We start from the raw sequence: 25,714 nt of genomic DNA, 5'->3' as shown, positions 1-25,714 counted from the left end.
CAATGCTGCAATTCTCAAAGCTCCCTTCGGCCGCAATTGGCAAAGCCCAAGTACATGCCTGCATATGCTGTGCCAGAACGAACCCAACTGCAGGATTCGTTACGTGGAGAATGGGATAGGCTGGATTTGATGTCACGACTCGCCGGCGTCACCCGTACCCGGTAAGCGAAACGGTTTCCGCATCAGTGTGTTCCTAACCTGCGGCATAGAGATCGTCCACGAACTCCACTACCAGCCAAGCACTGAAGAACCCCTGGGCCGTTCAGTCGCCCAGCAGACATGCCCCCGACTCCTCCAATTCGAGAAGCCCTCCAAGCCATTGCTTGCAGGCGTCGTGCGCTACATAATGACCAAAAATATCAGAAATTTCTGATTGCAGTCATCGGTAGAGACGTCGCAGTCGCGGGGGAAAAATTGCGCATTCCAAATGTCACGCAAGCGACCATCAGGTCGGCATTGGACGAGTTCGATCGGGTGCTGCGTGGTACGCAGAAATGGGAAGATTGGGAAATCAAGAAGTCGCAGCTTTACGCGATCTCCGATCAAGGAAAGCTGTATCCGCCTAAGCAAATTCTATCGATGGCGACAGGCGTGCCCGTGTCACGCTTTAGCGGCGGCGAGCAAACAAACGCTTACCTTGAAAACCTGGGCTTCAGCATTGTCCGGCTCCCTGGCGGGAGCCCTCCGTTCGCGGGGTTCGAACCTCCAAAGTTCGCACTAGGGCGCGTCTACCATCGGCAGACGGAAATTCACGATCGCTTTGGCGGAAGCCGCCAAAGCGGCATAGCTCCGTCCAGCAAAGTACCAGCCGTCTTCATCTTCACCGGCGAAAGCGGCGAGCAGTATGGCTACTTTGACGGCCGCGACGAGCTAGGCATGTTCTCGTACACGGGAGAAGGGCAAGTCGGCGATATGGAGTTCAAACGCGGCAACCTTGCCATCCGTGAGCACGCCGCCAACGGACAAGCGTTGCACCTTTTCAAGGCGCTAGGGAAAGGCAAGGGACAGGAATATCTGGGCGAGCATGCCTACGGCGGTCACTCGATTCGCCGTGGCCCCGATAGGAAAGGGGCGCAGAGAAACATCATCGTCTTTCAACTGGTTCCGGTCGCGCTGTTGGACGAGGAGAGCAACACGTTGCCCGAAGATGAGGCGACGGATGATCCAGCGCCTACCAGCTTGGAGGAGGCTCGCAAGCGCGCCATTGAGGCCATTCACAATTCGAGCGACGAAATGGGCAAGGCGGCACTACGAAAGCTCTATCGGCGCAGCAAGCGAGTAAAGGACTACGTACTGCTGCGTGCGGAAGGCATTTGCGAGTCATGCCAGCAGCCAGCACCGTTCAAGCGAAAAGATGGCTCAGCTTATCTAGAACCACATCACACAACACGCGTGTCCGATGGAGGACTTGATCACCCGCGCTATGTTGCGGCCATATGCCCTGCCTGCCATCGCCATATCCATCACGGCATTGGTGGAGATGAGAAGAATTTTGAGCTGATTTTGGCTATCGCTGCCAAGGAACCCGACGCCTGCCCTTAGCTTGGTAAAGGCTGGCGTCCGCTGCTTCTATCAGGTGACTTAAAACCGTGTCGGGGCGCGGCACCAGCACCGCGCATCCGATACTAGAGAGACAAAGGAACTTACGGCCGAGCCGATGTGCGGCACTTCCAAGCTCTCGATCGACCGTCGAATCTTCTCCGCCAGCAAACGGGTGGGGCCCGGTGAAGTAGATGGCAGAATCACGGCGAACTCCTCACCACCGAAGCGTGCGGGAAGGTCCGCCGGACGCACGCAGTTCTCACGAATCACAGCGGCCACGCGGCGCAACACATGGTCGCCTGCCACATGGCCATACGTATCGTTGTAGGCCTTGAAGAAGTCGACATCGATCATCAGCAGCGCGAGCTGGCTTTGTTGTCGCTGGGTACGCCTAGATATTCGTCGAAGTAGCGCCGGTTGGATAAACCGGTAAGGCCATCAGAGTTGGACAGCCGCTCTAGCTGTAGATTGGATTCGAGTAGTTGCTGCTGGCTGTGCCGCAGCGCGCGGAATGCCTCGTCACGCTGTCGTAGGTTGTGGTAGGGGCGTGAGTGGTAGCGGATGCGCGCCACCAGTTCGATGCTGTCGGGCAGTTTGACCAGATAATCGTTGGCGCCGGCGGCGAAGGCGGCGCTCTTCGTAGCTGGCTCCTCCTTGGTGGAAAGGACGATGATCGGAACGTCGCGCGTGGCGGGATTAGCGCGGTAGCACCGTACTAGCGTGAGCCCGTCAACCCCGGGCATCACCAGGTCCTGAAGGATCACGGTGGGTCTAGTGCGCTCAGCGACTGCGACAGCTTCGTCTGGCTCTGCACAGTAGTGGAAGTCGATATCGCCCGCCATTGCCAGCGCCCGCCGCACCGCTTCGCCAACCATAAACTGGTCATCGACCAAGAGCACCATGGCCAAGTGCTCCCGCGCTACGCTCTGCGGGCAGGGTTCGCTGTCACCAAGCATTGCTTTCGTCTCCGTCAGGTGCATGTAAACCCCCGCTCGCCATCCTCAATAGGGGCCCCCAGTTAGATAGCGACGTATGGCGGCTGTTCGGCTGACTTCGGCCTGACAAGCAGGCACACCCCCGCTGTACATGTTCCAGTTTTGGGACGCAGGTGCGCGCCATTCCCCTTAATCGCCGCACGCCCGCGCCCTAGAATCCCCTGCGAATCCATCGCCCACTCCGGGCGTGTGGGCAGTCAGGAGGAGTGGTCCATGAAAGTGAAGGCAGCAGTTGCATGGGAAGCGGGCAAGCCGTTGACGATCGAAGAGGTCGACCTGGACGGGCCGCGCGCCGGCGAGGTGCTGATCGAAGTCAAAGCCACCGGCATTTGCCATACCGATTACTACACCCTGTCCGGCGCTGATCCGGAAGGCATCTTTCCCGCCATCCTCGGCCATGAGGGTGCAGGCATCGTGGTCGATACCGGGCCCGGCGTCAACAGCTTGCGCGAGGGCGACCATGTGATTCCGCTCTATACGCCGGAATGCCGCCAGTGCAAGTTCTGCCTGTCGCGCAAGACCAATCTGTGCCAGGCGATCCGCGGCACGCAGGGCAAGGGCCTGATGCCGGATGCGACCTCGCGTTTCTCGCTGGACGGCAAGCCAATCTTCCACTACATGGGCACGTCGACGTTCGCGAACTACATCGTCGTGCCCGAGATCGCCGTGGCCAAAATCCGCGAGGACGCGCCGTTCGACAAGGTCTGCTATATCGGCTGCGGCGTCACCACTGGGGTGGGCGCGGTGGTCTATTCGGCCAAGGTCGAAGCCGGCGCCAGCGTGGTGGTATTCGGCCTGGGCGGCATCGGCCTGAACGTGATCCAGGCCGCGAAGATGGTCGGCGCCGACAAGATCATCGGCGTCGACATCAATCCCGCCCGGGTCCCGCTGGCCAGCAAGTTCGGCATGACGCATTTCGTCAATCCGCTGGACGACCAGGTCGGCAATGTCGTCGACCATATCGTCCAGCTGACGGACGGCGGCGCCGACTACTCATTCGAATGCATCGGCAACACCCTGACGATGCGCCAGGCGCTGGAATGCACGCACAAGGGCTGGGGCCAGTCGTTCGTCATCGGGGTGGCCGCCGCCGGCCAGGAAATCAGCACCCGGCCGTTCCAGCTGGTCACCGGACGCGAGTGGAAAGGCTCGGGCTTCGGCGGCGCGCGCGGGCGCACCGATGTGCCGAAAATCGTCGACTGGTACATGGAAGGCAAGCTCAATATCGATGACCTGATCACGCATACCCTGCGCCTGGACCAGATCAACGAGGGCTTCGACCTGATGAAGCGCGGCGAGTCGATCCGCTCCGTGATCCTGTACTGAGGCCGCGTTCCGCGGCGCCACGGCCTGCCCAGGGAGCCCTCTTCGCGAGGGCTCTTTTTGTCTCGGCAAGGCCGTTTCAAAACTGGTACGCACCGGGTTATTGCGCCCCTTATCCGGGTGCGGCGCGCTTCCTAGAATGCCTGCAAGTCTCCCGCGCCCGGCCCGGCAGCATGCCGGCCAGGGCTCGGAGACCCACCGATGAGACGGTCGTCCGCCGCGGCAGCCAGGCGCTGCCAGAAGCTGCCAGGCGCGAACCGAGACGTCATGCATCGCCGTTGGCGCCTGCGGGCGCCTGGTTTGAACGACAAGCAATAAGGGGCGAACATGCATACCACGGTTGGAAGCGATTTCGAAGCCAGCGCGCACTGGTTCCCGGTGGCGGTGTCTGGCGACATCCGGCAGGGCGAGATCACCCAGGCCTTTCTCGACGGACAGGAACTGGCGCTCTGGCGCTCTGCCGACGGCACGGTCCATGCTTGGGAAAACCGTTGCCCGCATCGCGGGACCCGTTTTACGCTGGGCCGGATCATCGACGATACCCTGTCCTGCGCCTATCACGGCTGGCGCTTCGAGGCGAGCGGCCAGTGCACGCTGATTCCGGCCAATCCCACGCTGACGCCGCCCCGCAACGCCTGTGCGAAGGTGTTCGGCACGCATGAGGCAGGCGGCTTCGTCTGGGCCACGCTCGGGACCGCGCCATGGTCGCCGGCCGTCCCCGCCGCCGCGGCCACGGCCACGGCGCATTGCCGCGCGTTCGTGGTCGAAGCTGCGGCGCAGACGGTGCGCGAGCGGCTGCTCGAACATCCGGCCTACGGCTACCGCGGCATCGGTGCGTCGGTGGTCGGCGCCACCGACGCCGACGGCCATGCCACGCTGGCCTATCTCACCCCCATGTCGCCAGAGCGCACCCTGGTCCATCTGGTGCTGTCGGGCCCGGGTGCCGCGGCGCCCGGCGTGGCCGAGCGCCTGCGCGCGGCACGGTCCTTCAAGCCCCGGCGCGCCTATGTCGAGGCCGCGGGCCTGGAGAACCGGCCATGAACCGCCCGACCCTGGACAATATCGACCCGGCCCTGCGCGACGACTGGTTCGTGGTTTCCGCGGCCAGCCGCGTGACCGCCGCGGCCAGCAAGACCATGCTGCTGGGCCAGCCGATCGCAATCTGGCGCGAGCACGGCCAGCCGGTGGCGGCTTCGGATATCGCCCCGCACGCGCGATACCGGGCCATGGACTGCTACGGCTTCACCTGGGTATCACTGGGCGCGCCGCAGCAGGCATTGTTCGCGTGGCCCGAGTACGGCGAGGCACAACGCCGCCATGTCGATTGCGGCGCCATCGGCGTGAAGACCTCGGGGCTGCGCATGATCGAGAACTTCCTTGACATGGGGCATTTCCCCTACGTGCACACCGGCATCCTCGGGCAGGAGCCCCATACGGAAGTGAAGGAGTACCGGGTGGCGGTCGACGATGCCAACGAACTCTGGGCCACCGAGTGCAGGTTCTGGCAGCCCAGGGCCGCGGCCACTGCGGCGGCCGGCATCGATGTCGACTACGTCTACCGGGTCGTGCAGCCGTATGCCGCGCTGCTGTACAAGACCAGCCCGGCGTGCGCGCCGGCACGCGACGTGATCGCGCTGTTCGTGCAGCCCCTGACCGAATGCGAGAGCCGCGCGCACCTGATGATGCTGCTGTTCGACGAGACCCATGGAGACAGCGAGCTGATCGACTTCCAGCAGACCATCTTCGGCCAGGACAAGCCAATCCTGGAGAGCCAGCTGCCGGCGCGCCTGCCGCTGGACCCGCGCGTCGAGACATCCGCGCGCGCGGATGCGTCCTCCAGTGCGTACCGCCGCTGGCTGCGCGCGCGCAACGTGCGCTACGGCACCTGCGAGACGCGTGCTGACGCGCCCGGCCGGTAATACGGGTGCCCCCTTCGGAGAAACTGATGATGAAGCCGTACATTGACCCGGCGCTGGCCGGGGAGTGGCTGGTCGCCGCCGCCAGCGCGTCCGTGGCGCCCGGGCAGACTTTCCAGGCCTGTGTGCTGGGACAGGCGATCGCCGTCACACGCGACATGGCCGGCGGGCTGCGCGCGCAGGTGCGCCACGACGACGCCAGCGCGCAGCCCGAAGAGATCCGTGTGCTGGAGCAGTACGCCACCATCTGGATCGCGTTCGAAACCCCGACCCGGCCGCTGTTCGCCATCGACGAGTTCGACCAGCCGGGCCGCCGGATCATCCCTTGCGGCGCCATCGGCGTGCACACCTCGGGACTGCGCATCGTCGAGAACTTTCTCGACATGGCCCATTTTCCGTATGTGCATACGGACTGGCTTGGCAAGGAGCCGCACAGCGCAGTGGCCGAGTACAAGGTCGAATGGCGCCAGGCCACCGACGAGCTGTGGGCCACGGATTGCCGCTTCTGGCAGCCCAGGGCGGCGCCCTCGGCGGACGGTGGCCTGGACATCGTCTACACCTACCGCGTGATGCAGCCGTTCACCACGATGCTTTACAAGTCATGCCCCACGCGTCCGGGCGATGTTGATTTCATCCTGCTGCAGGTCCAGCCGCAGGACGAGGAGCACAGCCTGGTGTACTCGCTGCTTGGCTACTTCGACGACGTCAGCAGCAACGCCGAGATGATTTCGTTCATGCAGCTGATCTTCGCGCAGGACAAGCCCATCCTTGAGAGCCAGGTGCCCAGGCGCCTGCCGCTCGATCCGCGCACCGAGGTGCCCGCGCGCGCGGATGCCATGTCCATAGCCTACCGCCGCTGGCTGCGGGACAAGCGCCTGCGCTTCGGCGTCCACGCCTGAGCGTCCCTCATACCCGAGACCTACCCCATGATCAAACTCTACAACTACGAACTGTCCGGCAACTGCTACAAGCTACGGCTGATGATGCACTTGCTCGGCGTTGCCTACACCAGCGTGGCCGTCGATTTCCATCCGGGCCGCGAGCACAGGTCTGAGGCGTTCCTGGCGATCAATCCCTTCGGGCAGTTGCCGGTCATCGAAGACGGCGACTACCGGCTGCGCGACGCCCAGGCCATCCTGGTCTATCTTGCCTCGCGCTACGACGAGACCCTGTCGTGGTTTCCCATGGATCCTGAAGCGCGCGGCCAGGTCGTGAGCTGGCTGGCAGTCGCCGACGACATTACGCGAACGGCCTCCGCGGCGCGGCTGCATGACGCGCTCGGCTACCAGCTCGACGTGGAAACCGCGCGGCGCGATGCGCATGTGCTGTTCCGCCGAATCGACGACCATCTTGCCGAAGCCGAGATCGCCGGGCGCGGCTGGCTGGTGGGAGGGTCCGCCACGATCGCCGATATTGCCTGCTTTCCCTATGTGGCGCTGTCGCATGAAGGCGGCATCGCGCGCGACAGCTACCCGGCCCTGCGGCGCTGGATCGAGCGCGTCCGGCGCCTGGACGGCTTTATCGGCATGCCCGGCATCTTCGCCATTGCGTTGTAGTCTCCGGAGGCCGATTCCGTCATGGACACCATCCGTACCGTTATCCGCCGGAAGTATCCGGTGGCCGAAGACATTATTGCGCTTGAACTTGTCGCGGAGCATGGCGGCGCCCTGCCCGCCTTCGCCGCCGGCGCGCATATCGACCTGCATTTGCCGGCCCGTGGCGGCGGCAAGCCCCTGATACGGCAGTACTCCCTTTGCAACGGGCCTGACGAGGCCGGCTGCTACCTGCTCGGCATCAAGCGCGAGCCGGGCTCGCGGGGCGGATCGCTGGCCGTTCACGACCACCTGCGCGAAGGCGATGTGCTGACGATCGGCATGCCGCGCAACCACTTCGCGCTGGCTGAGGGCGGCCCTTCGCTGCTGTTCGGCGCGGGCATCGGCATTACGCCGCTGCTCGCCATGGTGCTGCAGCTCAGGGCCGCAAGGCGTCCGTTCACGCTGCACTACTTCGCGCGCTCACCCGCCCATGTGGCATTCCATGAGCGCCTGGTGCACGCGTCGCAGGCCGGTCAGGTGCACTATCACTTCGGGCTCTCGCCCGAGCAGACGCATGACGCCTTGCGCGGCGCCATTGCGCAGGCGACACCCGCCACGCATGTCTACAGCTGCGGCCCGTCGGCCTTCATGGATGGCGTCATGCAGCTGGCGCGCCGCGTGCTGCCGGACACCCAGATCCATTACGAGTATTTCCAGGCCGCCGCCAATGTTGCCGGCCAGGGCAGCGCCGACGCGCCGTTTGAAGTCGTCGCGGCGCGGCGCGGCGTGCACTGCATGGTGCCGCCCGGCATGTCCATCGTGCAGGCACTGTACGCCCAGGGCATCGAGATCGAGGTGTCGTGCGAGCAGGGCGTGTGCGGCACCTGCATGGCGCGCGTGCTCGAAGGCACGCCCGACCATCGCGACGTCTACCTGACCGAGGCCGAGAAGGCGACCGGCGACGTCGTCATGCCGTGCTGCTCGCGCGCCCTGACGGCGCGGCTGGTGCTCGATGTCTGAGCAGGCGCCGGCGATCGCCTACGACCGCCGACGACATATCCCATTCACGGAGTGCAAGCCCATGATCGAACTGCTTTCCGAGCACATGTGCCATGGCGGACGCCAGCAACTGTACTCGCACACCAGCGCCGCCACCGGCCTGCCGATGCGGTTCTCGGCCTACCTGCCGCCCGCGGCGGCGCACGGGCCGGTGCCGGCGCTGATCTATCTTGCGGGGCTGACCTGCAACGAGGAGACCTTCGTTATCAAGGCGGGCGCTCAGCGCTTTGCCGCCCGGCATGGACTGATGCTGATTGCCCCGGACACCAGTCCGCGCGGCGCCGGCATCGAGCAGGCCTCGACCGACAGCGATTTCGGCCTGGCGGCCAGCTTCTATGTCGATGCCGTCACCGCGCCATGGTCGCGCCATTTCCGGATGGAGAGCTACATTGCGCTGGAATTGCCCGAGCTGATCGAGAGCGCCTTGCCCGTGGCCAGGGGCCGCATCGGCATCATGGGGCATTCCATGGGCGGGCATGGCGCGCTGATGCTGGCCTTGCGCCATCCCGGCCGGTTCCGCTCGGTGTCCGCGCTGGCGCCGATCGCTGCACCGACGCAATGCCCGTGGGGACGCAAGGCGTTTGCCGGCTACTTCGGCGGCGACGTGGCGGCCTGGGCTGACCATGACGCGTCGCAGCTGATGGCCGCCGCCAGCACGCCGTATCCGCAGGGCATTCTTGTCGACCAGGGCATGGATGACCCCTTCCTGGCCAGCCAGCTGCATCCGTCGTCGTTTGAAGACGCCTGCCGGCAGGCCCGGCAGCCGCTCGAACTGCGCCGGCACCCGGGCTACGACCACGGCTATTTCTTCATCATGAGTTTCATCGGGGACCATATCGCGCATCATGCGGCGCAGCTGTAGCGCAACGGACAGCTGGGCAACATGGCTTGTGGTACGCCTTGCGTAACTCCGTGCGCAAGGCTGTGTCGCTGGGTCTTGGTCCTTGCTGCAAGGACCTTTTTTATTTTCCGCAGCGGCGAACACCGCATGGCGGCATCATGGCACGGTGCGGCCAGCACCGGCATACTCAACTATCCTTTCCGATCATGGACGATCACAAGCGCCTCGACTTCATCCATGCCCTGCCCAAGGTAGAGCTTCATGTGCACCTTGAGGGCGCCATTGCGCCGGAACGCCTGCTGATGCTTGGCCGCAGGAACGGCATCGCGCTTCCCTATGACACCGTTGCGCAGGTGCGGGCCGCGCATGCCTTCAGCAACCTCGACGAGTTCCTTGGCCATTTCGGCGCGGTGTGCTCGGTGCTGAACACGAGCGAGGACTTCGCCGACGCCGTACTCGACCTGGGCGCCGATGCCAGGCGCCAGAATATCCATTACCGCGAGGTCATGTTCACGTTGGCCCAGCACCAGCGGCGCGGCATCCCGCTGGAGGCGGTGGTTGCCGGCCTGCAGATCGGCCGGCAACGCTGCCGCGAACAGCATGGCGTGGAGATCGCATTTATTGCCGACATCGACCGCACCATGTCTGCCGCCGAGGCGCGCGCCATGGTCGACAGCCTTGCCACCTTCAGCCTCAGCGCGGGCGTGGTGGCGGTCGGCATGGACGGGCAGGAAGTCGGCATCTCGCCGGCCACGCATCGTGACGCGTTCCTGCGTGCACGGGAGCTCGGCTTCCACACCACCGCGCACCTGGGCTGGGATGAAGATCCGGAAGCCATCTGGGAAGCGCTCGATGCCTTGCCGCTCGAACGCATCGACCATGGCCTTCGCGCGGTCGAGGACCCGCGGCTGATCGACGTGCTCGTGCAGCGGCAGATTCCGCTGACGCTGTGCCCGCTGTCGAGCCTTGCGGTCGAACCGGGGCGCTATCCCGACCTGGCCGCACACCCGCTGCGCGAGATGTGGCGGCGTGGCGCTGCGGTCACGCTCAATTCCGACGACCCCATGATGATTGGCCAGGACCTGCTGGCGAACTACATTGACGTTGCCCGCGCCTACCACCTGCAGCGCGACGATCTCGTCCGGCTCGCGGGCAACGGCATGCGCGCGGCGTTCGTGCCGGAGCACCTGAAGCGGGAATGGCTGCAGCAGCTGGACAGGTACGCTGCCCCCTCCTGATGCCACCGGCCCTGGCCGCGGCCACGACTCGGGAAATCACGGATAGCTGCAGCGCAGTGAAAAAACAATAGTGGCAGGATTCCCACTGCGCGTCTTCCCAGGCGCCATGCGCTGCAATGCCACCGGCCCGAACGGACGCCACGATGCCAGACCTGAAGCTGATCGAAGCCTTTGTCTTCGCGATGCGCTATGGCAGCCTGTCGGCGGCCGAGGCGCAGAGCGGCGTGCCGAAGGCCACCCTGTCGCGGCTGATCGCACGCCTGGAAGAATCGCTGGGCGCCGAGCTGTTGCTGCGGTCCGCGCGCGGCACGGTGCCGACCGAGGCCGGCCAGCAGTTCTACGTGCGTGCGCAGCGCATGCTTGATGCGGTCTCGGCAGAGTACGAGGCCGCCGCGGCCGCGGTGCAGAACCTCTCAAGCGATATTTCCGGCGAGCTCTGCATTGCGACGCCAAGCTACCTGAGTTCGTCATTCGTCACCTATGTGGTCAGCCGCTATATGCAGCTGCACCCGAACATCGTATGCCGGCTGACGCTGGTGAGTGATCCGGTGACCGATATCTCGCGAGACATCGACTGCTACGTCACCTCAAGGCCTCCGCTGGGGCCGCATCTGGCCTCTCGCCAGCTGGGTACCCTGCGCCTGCGCCTGTTCGCCAGCGCCGGCTATCTCGCACGCTACGGCGCGCCGGCGGCGCCCGCGGACCTGGCGCGCCACAAGGCGCTGATCCTGCGGCGCCACGCACCGACCATCGCGCTGCAGTTGTCGCGCGACGGCGTAACGGAATCCTGCCTCGTGCCGGTGGCGTCGTCGACCAATGACTACTGGATCCTGAAGTCCATGGCCATCGACGGCTACGGCATCGCCGTGCTGCCGGACTTCTTCGCGCAGCCGGAGGTCGACGGCGGCATGCTGCAGGTAGTGCTGCCCGAATGGGAAGCGCCGGCGCTGCCGGTCCACTGCACCTATCACGCGCAGCGCCAGATCGGACGCAAGCTTGGCGCGCTGCTCGACCTGATGGCCGATGCCTTCACGCGCATCCATGCGCTGCACGTGTATATCGCCGGTGGCGCGGCAACCTCGCGGACCGGGTGAGATGAACTTCCTGCTGGACCTGCAGGCCGCCGGAGACGGCGCCACCAACGTGATCGACCTGAAGATGGTCGAAGCCTTCGCGCTGGTGATGCGCCATGGCAGCCTGACTTCGGCGGAGAATGCCAGCGGCGTCCCGAAGGCGACGCTGCGCCGCCACCTGATGCGGCTGGAGTCGGCGCTCGGCGTCCAGTTGTTCGTGCGTACGGCGGGCAAGCCGGTGCCCACCGAAGCGGCACGTGACTTCTACGCGAACTGCACGCGCCTGCTCGGTGAACTGCAGGCCGGGCTCGAGCAGGCCAGCCTCGCCGCGCGCGAGCTGGGTGGCGGCGAGCGCGGCCATCTTTCGATTGTCGCGACCAGCCATCTGTCCACCTCGTACGTCAATCACGTGCTGCGGCGCTATGTGCAGACCCACCCGGAAGTCGTCTGCCATGTCGACCTGGTCAGCGATTCGTCGGCGGCCATCGGCAACGACATCGACTGCTATGTCTGCTCCGTGCCGCGCACCGACCTCGAACTGGCCGCGCGCCTGCTGGGGCGGCTGACCTACCGGCTGTACGCAAGCCAGGAGTACGTCGGCACCCACGGCGCGCCGGCAACGCCGTCCGACCTTGCCCGCCACAAGTTGCTGGTGCAGGACGAGCAACGCGGCGAGATCGCGCTGCGCACCGGCGACGGGGCGTGGCAGTCGCTCGGGCAACTCAATATCGCCGCATCGAGCAACGACCTGTGGGTGATCAAGACGATGGCGGCGCGGCACCACGGCATCGCGCTGCTGCCCGAGTTCTTCGTGCACGGCGAGGTCGCGGCAGGCTCGCTCCAGCCCATCCTGCCGCACTGGGAGGCGCCGTCGCTGCCGGTCTATTGCATGTATCCGCGCCAGCGCTTCATGAACCGCAAGCTGCGCGCCTTCATCGACATGATGGTCGACTCGTTCGGCAAGATCGAGTCCTGCAGCTACTACCTCGTCGGCAGCGCGTCGTCAGCCGGCTGATGGCGCGGGACGCCGGCGCACTCACGGCGTCCCGGCGCACCGGCACTGAGCCGCACAGGCCATTTACTGGCGGCGATAGGGGACGCCCAATGCCGAGGGCATGCGCGATGAACTTCTGAACGCGATCATGATTCCCACCGCGGCAATGTACGGCAATGCCAGCAGGATCTCGTAGGGGAATGCCACGCCGTTCGCCTGCGCCTGCAGTTGTGCCGCCTGCAGCAGCGCAAACACGGCAGTCACCAGTGGCACGCGCCAGACGCGCCAGTTTGCCGCGACCACGATGACAATCACGATCCAGCCGCGCCCGGCGGTCATTTCCTCGACAAAGCGCATCGACGAGCCGGCGCTCAGGGCCGCGCCGGCCAGCCCCGCCATGGCGCCGCCGAAGATCACCGCGCCATAGCGCGGCACCCCGACGCTGTGTCCCGCGGTATCGAGCAGCTTGGGGTTCTCGCCCAGGCTGCGCAGCTCCAGGCCCAGGCGCGTGCGATACAGCAGCAAGGCAATGGCCGGCACCATCAGGTATGCCAGGTAGGTCATCCAGGTCTGGTTGAACAAGGCCTCGCCGACCAGGGGCAGGTCCGCCAGCCCGGGAATGCGCAGCGTGGACAGCGGCTCGATCACGGCTTGCTCCGCCGGGACCTGCTTGAGCAGCGCGCGAAAGCCGTAGGCCGTCAACGCCGAGCTGAGCAGGTTGATGGCCAGCCCCATGATGAACTGCTCGATGCGCAGCGTCACAGTGGCGAACGCCATCAGGCCGCCCAGGGCTGCGCCGGACAGCACCGCCGCCGCAATGCCGAGCGCCAGCGACCCCGACAGGAACGTCACCAGGAAGGCGACGAAACAGCCGGTCATCATAGTGCCCTCGACCCCCAGGTTCATGATGCCCGCTTTCTCGGCAACCAGCTCGCCCGCGGCAGCCAGCAGCAGCGGCGTCAGCATCCGCACGGCAGCCGCCAGCAGGCCAACTGCCACGGCGTTGTTAAGAAGATCATGCATCGCGCCCTCGCTTGGCCGGTTGCGCCTGGTTGATGGCTTGCGCCAGAAGAAAACTGATAAGAAGCACAGCCTGCATGACGCGCGCCATGGTGCTGGGCACGCCCGCTTCGAGCTGCATCGCGGCACTGCCGGTATTGAGCGCGCCGAACAGCAGCGCTGCCAGCAGGGCGCCGGCCGGATGCAGGCGCCCGAGCATGGCGACCATGATGCCGCTGTAGCCCACGCCGCTCGCCAGCGTTGCCGGCGCCAGCCGCCACTGCGTGCCGAGAAGCATCACCGCCCCGCACAATCCCGCAATGCCGCCGCTGATCGCGAAGACCTTCAGGCAGGTGGCCCCGGCGGCGATCCCCTTGAACGCCGAGGTCCTGGCGTTCAGCCCGAATGACAGGATCTCGAAGCCGAGCACGCTCCTGCCAAACAGCACCGCAAGCGCCAGCGCGACCACGGCGGCAATCAGGAACTGCGCGTTCAGCGTGCCCTCGGCATTCCAGGCAGGCAGATGGGCGGGCGCGCCGATCGGCGCCGTCTGCAGGTACGTGGCGCTCGATTCCGGCCAGACATGGCCGACCAGGTACATCAGCAGGAACACGGCGATGTAGTTGAACATCATGGTCGAGACAATCTCGTTCACGCCCCAGCGCACCCTGGCCAGGGCCGGGGGCGTGCTCCAGAGCGCGCCCCCGGCGACGCCGGCGCAGAGCGGCAGCAGCCACGGCAGCGGCTGCGGCAGGCCGGCTGCCAGCAAGGTGGCGCCGTAGCAAAAGATGGCCCCGAGTACCAGCTGGCCTTCCTGCCCCACGTTCCAGAGCTGGGCACGGTAGGAGACGATGGTTGCCAGCGCGACGAGGAACAGCGGCGTGGCATCGCGCAAGGTATCAAGGCCTTCGGCGAAGCCGCCGAAGGCGCCGGACCATAGCGACGACAGCGCGGCGCCCAGCGGATACCCGCCGGCGACCAGCAGCAGCGCCGAGACCGACAGGCCGACGAGCGTGCCCGCCGCCAGCGTGGCGACAGTTCGCCCATGGCCAGCAGCGGGGAAAGACAACAGACTGCCGAGCGTCAAGGCCCGGCCTAACCTGGCGTTCATGGGAGATCCTTCAGGCAAGGTGCCGGCTGCAGCGCTGGCGCCGGCGGAATGTGCGCACCCCCGGCCATCAGGTGGCCGATCTGCGCAATGGTTACCTGCGTGGCATCGAAGATGCCGGCAATGCGCCCTTCGTACATCACGGCGATGCGGTCGCAGAGGTTGAACAGGTCGTCGAGCTCATCGGAGGCGAGCAGGATCGCGTAGCCCTCATTGCGCTTGTCGAGCAGCAGGCGATAGATGCTTTCGATGACGCCCACGTCAACGCCGCGCGTGGGCTGGTTGGCCAGCACGACTTTCGAGGCCTGGTACAGCTCGCGCGCAATGACGATCTTCTGTGCATTTCCGCCCGACAAGGTGCCTGCCTTGGTGTGGACCGAGCGGGTGCTGATGGCAAAGCGGTCGATGCAGTCCTGCGCGAACGCCTCGGCCCGCTTGCGCGACAGGAAGCCGCGGCGGCTGAACACCGGATCGCGGTGCCGCCCGAGCATCAGGTTGTCGGCAACGCTGAGTTCACCGACTAGGCCTTCGGCAAAACGGTCTTGCGGAATATGGCCGATGCCGGCCCGCGAGATAGTGCCCGGGTCGTGGTTGGTGAGATCGACGCCATCGCACAGCAGGCGGCCGGCGGTGGCGCGGCGCGCGCCGGCAATGACCTCGAACAGTTCCTTCTGGCCGTTGCCTGAGACACCGGCGATGCCGACGATCTCGCCGCGGTGCACGGTAAGGTCGATGCCGTGCAGGGGGCGCCGGCCGGCTGAGGCTGACAGGCCTTCCAGCACCAGGCGCGGCGCGCCCGGGCTGGAGGCGCCGCGGCGCGGCGTGGAGGTGGCGTGGCCAACCATCAGCGTGGACAGGTCGTCGCGGGTACAACGCGCGGCTTCGACGGTATCGATCACCCGCCCCTTGCGCATGACGGTCACGCGGTCACACTGCAGCACTTCATCCAGCTTGTGGGTGATCAGCACTACCGTCGTCCCTTCGCCGGTAAGGGTCCGCAGCACGCTGAACAGCTGCACGGATTCCTGCGGCGTCAGCACGGCGGTCGGCTCGTCCAGAATCAGCAGGTCGACCTCGGTATTGAGGCACTTCAGGATTTCGGCCCATTGCTGCTGCCCGACGTCGAGGTCGCCGACCGGGCAATCCAGATCGAGGCTCAGCCCGTACTTGCGGCACCGCTCATGGAGCCGGGCACGCGTTGCCGCGGTGCGCGGCAGAAAGCCGCGCTGCGGCGAGCCGGCGATCACGTTCTCGACCACCGTCAGGGGATTGGCCAGCACAAAGTGCTGGAACACCTTGCCGATGCCGGCACGGCGGGCGTCCATGGGCGAGCGGATGTCCAGCGCTTGTCCGTAGACCTCGATGGTGCCAGCATCGGCCTGGAGATAGCCCGACAGGCAACTGGTCAGCGTGGATTTGCCGGCGCCGTTTTCGCCGAGCAGGCAGTGCATCTCGCCGCGAGCGATCTCGATGCTGACGTCGCCAAGGGCGGTGAAGTTGCCGAACCGCTTGGACAGGTTGCGCACGCGCAAGTGAGGGATGGCTTGCATGGCACCCTCTACTTTGACGAGGCCGGCTTGCTGACGTCGAGCTCCACCGTCTGCTGCCGTGCCTCGATTCTGGCGCGGGTCTCGCTGATCCGCGCCGCAATCTGCGGCGGCATCGGAAAGTCGTGGAACGGCGCCAGCTCCGCGCCGCCTTCGGCCATGCCGAAGTAGCGCTTGTTCATATTGCCGGCCAACGGCTTGCCGCCAACGCGGCTGGCGTGCCATTCGTCAAGGATCCACTTGAAGCCCGGTGTCCAGTTGCCCAGGGCGCTGGTGGCGATGTTCTGCGGCGCCACCGGGCTCCAGTCGCGGTAGGCGCCATAGCAGGTGACCTTCTGCTGCTTGCAGACATCGAAGGTTGAGCTGAGCATGAACTCCTGGTCGACACCGCCGGCCACCTGCGCCTTCATGGCTTCGGTTGCCATAGGCGGATCCCACCAGCTTGCGATGAACGACACCTTCTGCTTCACGTCAGGACGCACGCTCCTGGCCCCGGCGAAGAACGCGTTGATGGCATCGTTGGTGTCTTCCGTCGGAAAGCCGGCGACGGCGCCGACCACGCCGGTCCTGGTCAGCATTCCGGCAGCGATGCCGGCAAGGTAGGACGGCTCGTAGATGCGGTTGTAGAGCAGATAGACGTTTGCGCCGATCGGCTCGTTTGGCGCACCGGTGAGCACGAACAGCGTGTTGGGATACTGCGCGTGGATGCGGCGTACCTCATCGGTATAGTTGGCATGCGCCCAGATGATGTCGTAGCCCTTGCGCGCGTAAAGGCGCAATGCCGCTTCCGCCGCGCTGCCGAAGACGCCTTCGGTGTAGACCGGATCATTGATGGCAAGCCCGTGCGGCTTGGCCGCGCGCAGCTGCTTCCAGGTCGAGATCAGGGTCGCGTTCCAGGGGTCGTCCGGGCCGGAGCCGAGCACCGCCGCGATCTTGACTTGCGTGGGCGCGGGGGTGGGCTGCGCCTGCGCTGGCGGCAGGCATGCCACATAGATCGCATAGAAGAAGCCGAGGGCGCGCAGGACGCGGGGGAAATTTCCGATTTGGCGATTCAAATGCATGGCGCTACGCTCCGTTCAGTTCAGAAGATCCATTCAAACATCAACTGCGGGAAGAATTCGTTGGTGGCCTTGGAAACGCCCTCTATCGTCTTGACGCCGTAGGTATTGTGCGACCACTGCAACTGCACGCCGGCATAGAACTGGTCGGGGCGGTCCCACAGCAGCAGGCCGGTGTCGAGCAGCAGGGCATCCTGCGTGGTGAAGTAGGCGACGGCGTCATAGTTGCTGTTCTCGCGCGCGTTGCGCGCCCCGTACCATTGGGCGTAACCCTGGGCCTTCCAGCGGGTCGGGCCGATAAAGAAGGTCGAGCGGTAGTACAAGTTGACGGAGGGCTGCAGCGTGTAGCGGGTCTTGGGCTGGAAGTCCTTGTAGACACCGACGCTCACGCCGAGGTAGTCGAAGCCAGGGACTTTGAGCGGGAAGTCCAGGCCCAGGAAGAGGTCCCGGGTATCGACGGCGGGATAGACCATCTTGGCGCCGTAGTCGGCGGCATTGCCCTGGTTCTGCGTGCCGGCGTAGTAGTCCTTGGATGTGGCGAACTGCCAGCCCGGCGCAAGCCGGATCTCCTTGATGGGGCCGAAGGACAGGTCCGCGTCGAAGATCTTGTTCAGGCTGAGGAACTCCCAGCCCTGGGTGTACATCCGGTAGTTGCCGTGGTCGAAGGCATTCTGGAAGTAGAAGAAGGTGGCACCGTACTTCCAGCCGTTGCTGTAGTTCAGCTGGAAGATATCGAGATGAGTCGATGCGCCGGTTGGCGCACCGGTGGTCATGTCGGTGCTGTTGCTGTATTGCTTGAAACCGTTGCCGGTATAGAACTGCGCTCCCAGTTCCTGCCAGTCGGCAACGGCATGTGCCGGTGCCGTCAATGTGAGCAGCGTTGCCGCCACTCCCCATAAAAGTGCATTTTTCCCCATGATCGCCCCCCATTGCGCGCTGGCCCGCGATGCGGACCAAGCGGCTAGCCGGATTTGAGTGAGGCCAGCCTGGCCCCTCGCGGTACTACAGTTGCGGGGCAATTCTATGAAGCGAACGGAATCCGAATAAGGGAGGCGCTGAAACGGGTTGTTCCAGTATCGGGACGGGGAAAACGCTGGTTTGGGGGCATCGGCGACGCCAGTTTCCAGCTGTGGCCGCGCGGCAGTTGGCAGCCACCGCGCGCGGCTAGCGACCGACGCCGACTACCGCGAGTACCAAGCGCAGGCCCAACGCAACTGGGCTGCGGCGCATCCGGAGTATAGGCATGAGTACCGCGAGCTCCACCCCGCGTATGCCGCCCGCAACCGAGAACGGCAAAAACGACGGACTGTCACGAATCGCGTTGCAAAGATGGACGCGTGGAAGCGGCTTACGCATAGACGGCAGGCAGGCGCTCCAAAACCTCATTCATGACGTCGAATCCGGCGCAGCGGATTTCCAGGTCATTCTGGTCTATGACGTGAGTCGATGGGGCCGCTTTCAGGACGCCGATGAAAGCGCGTACTACGAGTACATCTGCCGGAGGGCTGGCTTCCAGGTCGCCTATTGCGCCGAGCAGTTCGAGAACGACGGCTCCACCGTCTCAACCATCGTCAAGGGCGTGAAGCGCGCAATGGCTGGCGAGTACAGCCGCGAACTCTCATCAAAGGTCTTCGCCGGGCAGTGCCGCCTTATCGAGATGGGGTTTCGCCAAGGAGGTCCAGCGGGCTATGGGCTGCAGCGGTCCTCGCGGACCAGCACGGAGTCATGAAAGGGCCACTGGCAAGAGGAGAGCATAAGAGTTTTCAGACTGACCGCGTGATCCTGATGCCAGGCCCGGAGAGCGAGGTACGTACTGTCAATCTCATTTACTCGTGGTTCATCGAGGAGTCGCTAAATGAGCACGAAATCGCAGCACGACTGAACGCCATGCGAATCGAGACAGAGCTCGGTCGGCCTTGGAGTCGATCTACGGTGAGGGAGGTCCTGACGAACGAAAAAGTACATCGGCAACAACGTCTACAACCGCGTCTCCTTCAAGCTGAAGAAAATGCGGGTCGCCAACACACCCGATATGTGGATTCGAAAGGAGCATGCCTTTGAACCAATAGTTCCAAGCGATATGTTCTACACCGCTCAAGGCATCATGCGCGCAAGGGCTCGCCGCTACCCGCGGTACCGAGCACGACATGCTGCCCGGTCGCCGGCAGGCACACCACTTCCAGCTGCTTTCCGATTGGTTTTGGCAATGCCATATAGATGCAACCGCCGCTCTCAGCGTTCTCTGTTTTCGTTTTAGTTGCCCATCCCCTCTTGGAAAACTTTCGGTGGCGATGGGCTTCGACGGGTAACCCGGAAATCTTGACTATTATGAAAAAAGACCCATAAATTTCTCAACTTATGGGTCCATTTTTCTCAGGTTATGACGCTATCTACACACTACATGTCAGACGTCAATATTCCTCGCCACCAGCGCATTACTCTCAATAAAGTTCCTACGCGGCTCCACCTCATCCCCCATCAGCGTAGTGAAGATCTGATCCGCCGCAATAGCATCCTCAATCTGCACCTTCAGCAGTCGGCGCTGAGTAACGTCCAGCGTCGTCTCAAACAACTGCTCAGGATTCATCTCCCCCAGCCCCTTATACCGCTGACGAGAAACCCCACGCTCAGCCTCAGCCAGCAGCCATTGCATGGCCCCGTGGAAGTCATTGACAGTCTGATCACGCAGCTTTTCGCCTTCGCCCCGCTGCACCTTGGTGCCTTCCGGAGTCAGCCCCTGGAAAGTCTTGGCCGCATTGGAGAGAGCAGCATAGTCAGCACCATGGACGAAGTCCGCATCCAGATGCGACAACCGCACGTTCCCATGATGACGACGCGCAATCATCAACCGATGCTTATCCGTCTTCTCATCAAACTGCGCATAGACATCAGCAGTGCCATCATCATTAACAGCCGCCCCAATCAACGTCTTGGCATGCATCTCAGCCAACTTAGCCTTCAACGCCACAGCAGACGCCTCAGCAGCAGCCGCGCTGTCCAGATCCAGCGCCACCCCATCAGCAATAGCACGCAGGGCATCGGTATCAACAATCCGTGACAGGCGAGAAATCACCCCCTCAGTCAGCTGATACTGCCGCGCCAACTCAGTCAGCGCATCCCCATTGATCTCAGTCCCATCCGGCCGCACCAGCACAGCCTTCTCCATCGCCAGCTTCAGCAGGTAGGCATTGAGCTCGACATCATCCTTGATATACCGCTCTTCCTTGCCGTGCTTGATCTTGTACAGCGGCGGCTGCGCGATATAGACGTAGCCGCGCTCGATGATGTCGGGCATCTGGCGGTAGAAGAATGTCAGCAACAGGGTGCGGATGTGCGAGCCGTCCACATCAGCATCGGTCATGATGATGATGCGGTGGTAGCGCAGCTTGTCCAGGTTGTAGTCGTCCTTGCCGATGCCGGTGCCCAGTGCGGTGATCAGGGTCAGCACTTCCTGGCTGGACAGCATCTTGTCGAAGCGGGCGCGTTCTACGTTCAGGATCTTGCCCTTCAGGGGCAGGATGGCCTGGAACTTACGGTCGCGGCCTTGCTTGGCGGAGCCGCCTGCGGAGTCGCCCTCCACCAGGAAGAGTTCTGACAGGGCGGGGTCTTTTTCCTGGCAGTCTGCCAGCTTGCCGGGCAGGCCCATGCCGTCCATCAGGCCCTTGCGGCGCGTCATTTCGCGGGCCTTGCGGGCGGCTTCGCGGGCGCGGGCGGCGTCGACGATCTTGCCGCAGATGATCTTGGCATCGCCCGGGGTTTCCAGCAGGAAGTCGCTCAGGGCCTTGCCGACGAGTTCTTCCACCGGCAGGCGCACTTCGGAAGAGACCAGCTTGTCCTTGGTCTGCGAGCTGAACTTGGGCTCGGGCACCTTGACGGAGAGCACGCAGGACAGGCCTTCGCGCATGTCGTCGCCGGTGGTTTCCACCTTGGCTTTCTTGGCGACTTCGTTCTCTTCGATGTACTTGTTGATGACGCGGGTCATCGCGGCGCGCAGGCCGGTCAGGTGGGTGCCGCCATCCCGCTGCGGGATGTTGTTGGTGAAGCAGAGCACCTGCTCGTTGTAGCCGTCGTTCCACTGCATGGCCACTTCCACGGCGATACCGTCTTTTTCGGTGTTGGCGTAGAAGATGGTGGGGTGCAGCACGCTCTTGGAGCGGTTGATGTACTCGACAAAACCCTTCACGCCGCCGGAGAAGGCAAAGTCTTCCTCCTTGCCGGTGCGCTGGTCGACCAGCTTGATGTGCACGCCGTTGTTCAGGAACGAGAGCTCGCGGATGCGCTTGGAGAGGATCTCGTAGTGGAACTCGACGTTGGTGAAGATTTCTTCGTCGGCCAGGAAGTGCACTTCGGTGCCGCGCTTGTCGGTGGCGCCGATGATCTTCATCGGCGAGACTTCAACGGGCTGGCCGTCGGGGCCGGTCACGGTCTCGACGATGCGGTTCTGTACGTCGCCCTTGGCGAATTCGATCAGGTGGACCTGGCCGTCGCGGCGCACGGTCAGGCGCAGCCACTTGGACAGGGCGTTCACGCAGGACACGCCCACGCCGTGCAGGCCCCCGGACACCTTGTAGCTGTTCTGGTTGAACTTGCCGCCGGCGTGCAGCTCGGTCATGGCGATTTCCGCCGCGCTGCGCTTGGGTTCGTGCTTGTCGTCGAACTTGACCAGGGGCGGGATGCCGCGGCCGTTGTCGACGATGGAGATCGAGTTGTCGCTGTGGATGGTGACCTGGATCTCGGTGCAGTAGCCGGCCAGCGCTTCGTCGATGGAGTTGTCCAGCACCTCGAAGACAAGGTGGTGCAGGCCGGTGCCGTCGGAGGTATCACCGATATACATGCCCGGGCGCTTGCGTACCGCCTCCAGGCCTTCCAGAATCTGGATCGAAGAGGCTCCGTAGGTGTTTTCCTGCTGCGGGTTCTGCTGTTCGGTCATGTCTTTCTACTCACGGCAATGGCGGAATTCGGGCCGGGCCGGCATAGCGGCGGGGCGCGAAAGGGTCCGCATGGCGGGTTACTAAAAACGGCAAAAGGGGCGGATCGTCGTTTCGATCCTGCCCCCGCTGCGGGATGGTCATCCCCAGGACGTCCCGGCCTGGGCCAGGTGTCGTTGCGTGCCGTTTGCTGCTCCGGTTCTTGTCTGGTCTGGTCCTGTTACCGGATCATCAGATGCGCATCGGCATGACGACGTACTTGAAGTTGTCGTCTTCCGGCACGGTAATCAGCGCACTCGAATTCGAGTCGCCGAGGCTGACCTGCACCTGCTCGCTCTTCAGGTTGGCAAGCACGTCAAGCAGGTAGGTCACGTTGAAGCCGATATCGAGCGCGTCGCCCGAGTAATCGAGTTCCAGCTCTTCCTGCGCCTCTTCCTGGTCGGCGTTGGTGGAGCTGATCTTGAGCATGTGCGTGTCGAGGATGCAGCGCACGCCCTTGAATTTGTCGGTCGTCAGGATCGCGGTGCGTTGCAGCGCCTGCTGCAGCCGCACGCGGTCGATGGCGAAGGCATTCTTGTAGCCCTTGGGAATCACGCGCTGGAAGTCGGGGAACTTGCCTTCAACCAGCTTGGAGATCAGTTCGATATTGGCGAACGTGAACTTGACCTGGTTGGCGGCCAGCTGCACCTGCACCGGATCGTCGTTGTCTTCCAGCAGGCGCTGCAGTTCCAGGATGGTCTTGCGCGGGATGATGACTTCCTGGCGCGCGCCCACGCCGACGGCTTCGGTTTCCAGCTCAACGCCGCAGTAGGCCAGGCGGTGGCCGTCGGTGGCGACTGCCATGACCTTCTTGCCTTCGACCACCAGCAGCATGCCGTTCAGGTAGTAGCGGATGTCCTGCTGCGCCATGGCGAAGTGGACCATCGCCAGCAGGTGCTTGAAGGTCTTCTGCGGCAGGCTGACGCTGGCGTTGAATTCGCTGGCTTCGGCAACGGTCGGGAATTCCTCTGCGGCCAGCGTCTGCAGTGCGAAGCGGCTCTTGCCGGATTGCACGGTCATGCGCTTGTCGTTGAGCGACAGGGCCACGTCGCCGTCAGGCATGGCGCGCAGGATGTCCAGCAGCTTGCGCGCGGCCACGGTGGTGGCAATGCTGTCGCTGCCAACGCCGCATTCGGCGTGCGTGGTGATCTGGATCTCGATGTCGGTCGAGAGGAAGGAAACGTTGGACCCGGACTTGCGAATCAGCAGATTGGCCAGGATCGGGAGGGTGTGGCGGCGCTCCACGATGCCGCTCACGATTTGCAGCGGACGCAGCAGGTTGTCTCGCGAGGTTTTGACCAATTGCATTGAATTTATCCTTCGTCGTTTGTAATCGGCGACCGCAGAACGCAAACAACTCCAAATTCACTTAGGAATCAAGGAGTTAATGTGCCATTGTACCAAGGATAAGCCGCTGCGGTGAAGCGGGGCGGGACCGGCCGGCGGGCCAGCTGTGCCCAAAAAGCCACGCTGGCGCAAACCGCACTTGCCATCCCGTCCCGACTCACCGCAAAGCCTTATCAGTGGCCATTTTCCGGACACTTGCCCCGGCGACGCTGACGTTAATTCCCCAGGCGCCACGGGATGTCCGTGGCGCGCACCCTACAGTATGCCAGCCCCGAGGGGCCGACCCTTCAAAACGCCTTCCCGGGGGTACCCCGGGCATCGGCCATGCATCAGCCCTTGAGCGTTTGCTCCAGCACGTGCAGCTCGTGGTTCAGCTGCGCGTCCTTGCTGCGTTCGTCGGCGATCTTGCGCACGGCGTGCAGCACGGTGGTGTGGTCGCGGCCGCCAAAGAGCTCGCCGATTTCGGGCAGGCTCTTCTGCGTCAGCTCCTTGGCCAGGTACATCGCAATCTGGCGCGGCCGTGCAATATTGGCAGGCCGCTTTTTCGAGTACATGTCAGCGACCTTGATGTTGTAGAAATCCGCGCAGGTCTTCTGGATGTTCTCCACGGAGATCTGGCGGTTCTGCACGGTCAGCAGATCCTTGAGCGCTTCGCGCGTCACTTCGATGGTGATGTCCTTGCCGTGGAAGTTGCTGAACGCCAGGATCTTGCGCAACGCGCCTTCCAGCTCACGCACGTTTGAGCGCAGGTGCTTGGCGACGAAGAAGGCAACCTCTTCGGGCACGTTGACGCTTTCCGCGGCGGCCTTCTTCATCAGGATGGCCACGCGCATTTCCAGCTCGGGCGGCTCGATGGCCACGGTCAGGCCCGAGTCAAAGCGCGAGATCAGGCGGTCGTCGATGCCGCTGATTTCCTTGGGGTAGGTATCGCTGGTGATGATCACCTGCGCCCGGTTGGCAATTAGGGCCTCGAAGGCATAGAAGAACTCTTCCTGCGTGCGGTTCTTGCCGGAGAAGAACTGGATATCGTCGATCAGCAGCAGGTCCAGCGAGTGGTAGTAGCGTTTGAACTCGTCGAACGCCTTGCGCTGGTACGCCTTGACCACGTCAGAGACGTACTGCTCGGCGTGGATGTAGCGGATGCGCGCGCGCGGGTTCTCCAGCAGCATGTAGTTGCCGATGGCGTGGATCAGGTGAGTCTTGCCCAGGCCCACGCCGCCATAGAGATACAGCGGGTTGTACGACTTGCCCGGGTTGTTGGCCACCTGGATGGCCGCGGCACGAGCCAGCTGGTTGGCTTTACCAGTGACGAAGTTGTCAAAGGTCAGGATCGGGTTCAGGCGCGAGCGCTCATGCACCGTGTCGCTGGGCTGGTGGCCGGGCATCGGCGTGGCGCCGCCCATCTGCTGGTGGGGCTGATGGGACGGGTGCGGCTGCTGGGGTTGCTGCGGCTGCACGCGGTAGGAGCGGGCGCTGGCCTCGGCGGGGTCCATGTGGACCACGTCGATCTCGCCCATGTCGGCGCCGTGCTGCGGGTGATGCTGGCCGGGGTGCTGGCCGCCCATGCCTGGGGCCTGCGCACGCGCGCCGGCCGGGACCGGGGCTGCGGAGGGCATGCCGACCGGATTGCCGTACTGCGGCTGGCCCATGCCGTACGCGGCTGGGGTGGGGTACTCGCCATAGCCAGGCTGGCCGGGCATGGCAAACGGGACCTGGCCGCCCATCGGCTGGGCGCCGGGATAGCCGGCCATGCCCGTACCCGGTGCTGCGTGGCCGTCCATGCCGGGCTGGGCCGGCTGCATATAGGCAGCGGCACGGCCCGACGCGGCGGGATCCAGCACGAACTGGACGCTGACCTGCGCTTCCCAGTACTCGCAGGCAAGTGCGGTGATGCGCCCCGAAAACTGGCTCTTGACCCAGTCCAGCTTGAAACGGTTGGGCGCGGCAATGCGCAGCGCGTGCGTTTCTTCATCGAACGCAACGGGCGCCAGCGGCTTGATCCACGTTTTGAACTGTTGCGGCGTCAGCTCGCGCTCTAATTGCGCTGCTGCCGCCTGCCAGAAATCTTGCATTGTTTGTTTTTTGGTAATCGTACCCGGCCGCAATTAAGCGGTTCCCCCGGCACGCCACAAGCAGCATCTACGCCGCGCGATCCGGGCCATCCTTACCGTA

The 25,714-nt window shown here is 64.1% G+C and carries 19 protein-coding genes and 2 pseudogenes; 12 read left to right on the top strand and 9 right to left on the bottom strand.

Annotation, left to right across the window (positions count from 1 at the left end):
• Positions 1-279 precede the first annotated feature (279 nt).
• Entirely contained in the window at positions 280-1,542 is a 1,263-nt protein-coding gene (locus CNE_RS41950; RefSeq protein WP_013955120.1) for an HNH endonuclease, read from the top strand.
• Here the strand turns inward: CNE_RS41950 and CNE_RS00100 are convergent.
• Positions 1,508-2,498 (bottom strand): annotated as a pseudogene (locus CNE_RS00100) (diguanylate cyclase). The gene CNE_RS41950 and the pseudogene CNE_RS00100 overlap by 35 nt on opposite strands.
• A gap of 252 nt (positions 2,499-2,750) precedes the next feature.
• On the opposite strand from CNE_RS00100, the gene CNE_RS00095 reads away from it, so the two are divergent.
• From CNE_RS00095 to CNE_RS00050, 10 genes are all read left to right on the top strand, one after another.
• Complete coding sequence (locus CNE_RS00095) at positions 2,751-3,863, top strand: S-(hydroxymethyl)glutathione dehydrogenase/class III alcohol dehydrogenase (RefSeq protein WP_013955119.1); 1,113 nt, start codon at positions 2,751-2,753, stop codon at positions 3,861-3,863.
• Positions 3,864-4,187: 324 nt separating this feature from the next.
• On the top strand, positions 4,188-4,901 hold the full coding sequence (locus CNE_RS38600; RefSeq protein ID WP_013955118.1) for a Rieske (2Fe-2S) protein: 714 nt from the start codon (positions 4,188-4,190) through the stop codon (positions 4,899-4,901).
• Complete coding sequence (locus tag CNE_RS00085; RefSeq protein ID WP_013955117.1) at positions 4,898-5,779, top strand: aromatic ring-hydroxylating oxygenase subunit alpha; 882 nt, start codon at positions 4,898-4,900, stop codon at positions 5,777-5,779. The genes CNE_RS38600 and CNE_RS00085 overlap by 4 nt, the downstream gene beginning before the upstream one ends.
• Positions 5,780-5,805: 26 nt before the next feature.
• The gene (locus CNE_RS00080) at positions 5,806-6,675 is read left to right on the top strand and encodes a hypothetical protein (protein WP_013955116.1); all 870 of its coding nucleotides are present in this window, start codon (positions 5,806-5,808) and stop codon (positions 6,673-6,675) included.
• 27 nt (positions 6,676-6,702) lie between these two features.
• The gene (locus CNE_RS00075) at positions 6,703-7,332 is read left to right on the top strand and encodes a glutathione S-transferase family protein (RefSeq protein WP_013955115.1); all 630 of its coding nucleotides are present in this window, start codon (positions 6,703-6,705) and stop codon (positions 7,330-7,332) included.
• Between the two features lie 21 nt (positions 7,333-7,353).
• The gene (locus tag CNE_RS00070; protein WP_013955114.1) at positions 7,354-8,331 is read left to right on the top strand and encodes a PDR/VanB family oxidoreductase; all 978 of its coding nucleotides are present in this window, start codon (positions 7,354-7,356) and stop codon (positions 8,329-8,331) included.
• A 61-nt stretch (positions 8,332-8,392) separates the two neighbouring features.
• On the top strand, positions 8,393-9,232 hold the full coding sequence (gene fghA, locus CNE_RS00065; protein ID WP_013955113.1) for an S-formylglutathione hydrolase: 840 nt from the start codon (positions 8,393-8,395) through the stop codon (positions 9,230-9,232).
• A gap of 185 nt (positions 9,233-9,417) precedes the next feature.
• Positions 9,418-10,449: an adenosine deaminase gene (gene add / locus CNE_RS00060; RefSeq protein ID WP_041227656.1), complete on the top strand. Its 1,032-nt coding sequence runs from the start codon at positions 9,418-9,420 to the stop codon at positions 10,447-10,449.
• Positions 10,450-10,592: 143 nt separating this feature from the next.
• The gene (locus tag CNE_RS00055; RefSeq protein WP_049800535.1) at positions 10,593-11,543 is read left to right on the top strand and encodes a LysR family transcriptional regulator; all 951 of its coding nucleotides are present in this window, start codon (positions 10,593-10,595) and stop codon (positions 11,541-11,543) included.
• A 1-nt stretch (position 11,544) separates the two neighbouring features.
• The gene (locus CNE_RS00050) at positions 11,545-12,537 is read left to right on the top strand and encodes a LysR family transcriptional regulator (RefSeq protein ID WP_013955110.1); all 993 of its coding nucleotides are present in this window, start codon (positions 11,545-11,547) and stop codon (positions 12,535-12,537) included.
• Between the two features lie 63 nt (positions 12,538-12,600).
• Here the strand turns inward: CNE_RS00050 and CNE_RS00045 are convergent, their stop codons facing one another.
• Genes CNE_RS00045 through CNE_RS00025 form a run of 5 tightly spaced genes read right to left on the bottom strand, consistent with a single transcriptional unit; the run spans position 12,601 to position 18,097 of the window.
• A complete protein-coding gene (locus CNE_RS00045; protein ID WP_013955109.1) occupies positions 12,601-13,539 on the bottom strand; it encodes an ABC transporter permease in 939 nt (312 codons plus the stop codon).
• Positions 13,532-14,626: an ABC transporter permease gene (locus CNE_RS00040; protein WP_013955108.1), complete on the bottom strand. Its 1,095-nt coding sequence runs from the start codon at positions 14,624-14,626 to the stop codon at positions 13,532-13,534. Before CNE_RS00040 ends, CNE_RS00045 begins: the two co-directional genes overlap by 8 nt.
• Positions 14,623-16,173, bottom strand: coding sequence for an ABC transporter ATP-binding protein (locus CNE_RS00035; RefSeq protein ID WP_013955107.1), 1,551 nt, complete (start codon positions 16,171-16,173; stop codon positions 14,623-14,625). The genes CNE_RS00040 and CNE_RS00035 overlap by 4 nt, the downstream gene beginning before the upstream one ends.
• An 8-nt stretch (positions 16,174-16,181) precedes the next feature.
• Entirely contained in the window at positions 16,182-17,231 is a 1,050-nt protein-coding gene (locus CNE_RS00030) for a BMP family protein (RefSeq protein WP_013955106.1), read from the bottom strand.
• A gap of 20 nt (positions 17,232-17,251) precedes the next feature.
• Positions 17,252-18,097, bottom strand: a complete 846-nt coding sequence (locus CNE_RS00025) for a hypothetical protein (RefSeq protein ID WP_041227655.1) — start codon at positions 18,095-18,097, stop codon at positions 17,252-17,254.
• 473 nt (positions 18,098-18,570) lie between these two features.
• On the opposite strand from CNE_RS00025, the pseudogene CNE_RS00020 reads away from it, so the two are divergent.
• Positions 18,571-19,356, top strand: a pseudogene (locus CNE_RS00020) (recombinase family protein); the annotation flags it as partial.
• Positions 19,357-19,632: 276 nt separating this feature from the next.
• Here CNE_RS00020 and gyrB read toward each other — a convergent pair.
• The 3 genes from gyrB to dnaA all read right to left on the bottom strand — a co-directional run bounded on the left by gyrB (position 19,633) and on the right by dnaA (position 25,614).
• Complete coding sequence (gene gyrB / locus CNE_RS00015; protein WP_013955103.1) at positions 19,633-22,158, bottom strand: DNA topoisomerase (ATP-hydrolyzing) subunit B; 2,526 nt, start codon at positions 22,156-22,158, stop codon at positions 19,633-19,635.
• 229 nt (positions 22,159-22,387) lie between these two features.
• On the bottom strand, positions 22,388-23,503 hold the full coding sequence (dnaN, locus tag CNE_RS00010) for a DNA polymerase III subunit beta (protein ID WP_013955102.1): 1,116 nt from the start codon (positions 23,501-23,503) through the stop codon (positions 22,388-22,390).
• A 368-nt stretch (positions 23,504-23,871) separates the two neighbouring features.
• The gene (dnaA, locus tag CNE_RS00005) at positions 23,872-25,614 is read right to left on the bottom strand and encodes a chromosomal replication initiator protein DnaA (RefSeq protein ID WP_013955101.1); all 1,743 of its coding nucleotides are present in this window, start codon (positions 25,612-25,614) and stop codon (positions 23,872-23,874) included.
• Positions 25,615-25,714: the final 100 nt, after the last annotated feature.

The sequence above is a fragment of the Cupriavidus necator N-1 genome, assembly GCF_000219215.1.
Lineage (GTDB): Bacteria > Pseudomonadota > Gammaproteobacteria > Burkholderiales > Burkholderiaceae > Cupriavidus > Cupriavidus necator.
Note: the sequence above shows the minus strand (reverse complement) of the source record. Positions and strands in the feature narration are given on the sequence as shown.

What these genes read in the sequence shown, in the direction of transcription:
- CNE_RS00050 (WP_013955110.1), top strand. Translation starts at nt 11,545, where the DNA reads ATGAACTTCCTGCTGGACCTGCAGGCCGCCGGAGACGGCGCCACCAAC.
- CNE_RS00075 (WP_013955115.1), top strand. Translation starts at nt 6,703, where the DNA reads ATGATCAAACTCTACAACTACGAACTGTCCGGCAACTGCTACAAGCTA.
- CNE_RS00035 (WP_013955107.1), bottom strand. Translation starts at nt 16,173, where the DNA reads ATGCAAGCCATCCCTCACTTGCGCGTGCGCAACCTGTCCAAGCGGTTC.
- CNE_RS00070 (WP_013955114.1), top strand. Translation starts at nt 7,354, where the DNA reads ATGGACACCATCCGTACCGTTATCCGCCGGAAGTATCCGGTGGCCGAA.
- add (WP_041227656.1), top strand. Translation starts at nt 9,418, where the DNA reads ATGGACGATCACAAGCGCCTCGACTTCATCCATGCCCTGCCCAAGGTA.
- CNE_RS00030 (WP_013955106.1), bottom strand. Translation starts at nt 17,231, where the DNA reads ATGCATTTGAATCGCCAAATCGGAAATTTCCCCCGCGTCCTGCGCGCC.
- CNE_RS00055 (WP_049800535.1), top strand. Translation starts at nt 10,593, where the DNA reads ATGCCAGACCTGAAGCTGATCGAAGCCTTTGTCTTCGCGATGCGCTAT.
- CNE_RS41950 (WP_013955120.1), top strand. Translation starts at nt 280, where the DNA reads ATGCCCCCGACTCCTCCAATTCGAGAAGCCCTCCAAGCCATTGCTTGC.
- CNE_RS00095 (WP_013955119.1), top strand. Translation starts at nt 2,751, where the DNA reads ATGAAAGTGAAGGCAGCAGTTGCATGGGAAGCGGGCAAGCCGTTGACG.
- CNE_RS00040 (WP_013955108.1), bottom strand. Translation starts at nt 14,626, where the DNA reads ATGAACGCCAGGTTAGGCCGGGCCTTGACGCTCGGCAGTCTGTTGTCT.
- gyrB (WP_013955103.1), bottom strand. Translation starts at nt 22,158, where the DNA reads ATGACCGAACAGCAGAACCCGCAGCAGGAAAACACCTACGGAGCCTCT.
- fghA (WP_013955113.1), top strand. Translation starts at nt 8,393, where the DNA reads ATGATCGAACTGCTTTCCGAGCACATGTGCCATGGCGGACGCCAGCAA.
- dnaN (WP_013955102.1), bottom strand. Translation starts at nt 23,503, where the DNA reads ATGCAATTGGTCAAAACCTCGCGAGACAACCTGCTGCGTCCGCTGCAA.
- CNE_RS00085 (WP_013955117.1), top strand. Translation starts at nt 4,898, where the DNA reads ATGAACCGCCCGACCCTGGACAATATCGACCCGGCCCTGCGCGACGAC.
- CNE_RS38600 (WP_013955118.1), top strand. Translation starts at nt 4,188, where the DNA reads ATGCATACCACGGTTGGAAGCGATTTCGAAGCCAGCGCGCACTGGTTC.
- CNE_RS00080 (WP_013955116.1), top strand. Translation starts at nt 5,806, where the DNA reads ATGATGAAGCCGTACATTGACCCGGCGCTGGCCGGGGAGTGGCTGGTC.
- CNE_RS00045 (WP_013955109.1), bottom strand. Translation starts at nt 13,539, where the DNA reads ATGCATGATCTTCTTAACAACGCCGTGGCAGTTGGCCTGCTGGCGGCT.
- dnaA (WP_013955101.1), bottom strand. Translation starts at nt 25,614, where the DNA reads ATGCAAGATTTCTGGCAGGCGGCAGCAGCGCAATTAGAGCGCGAGCTG.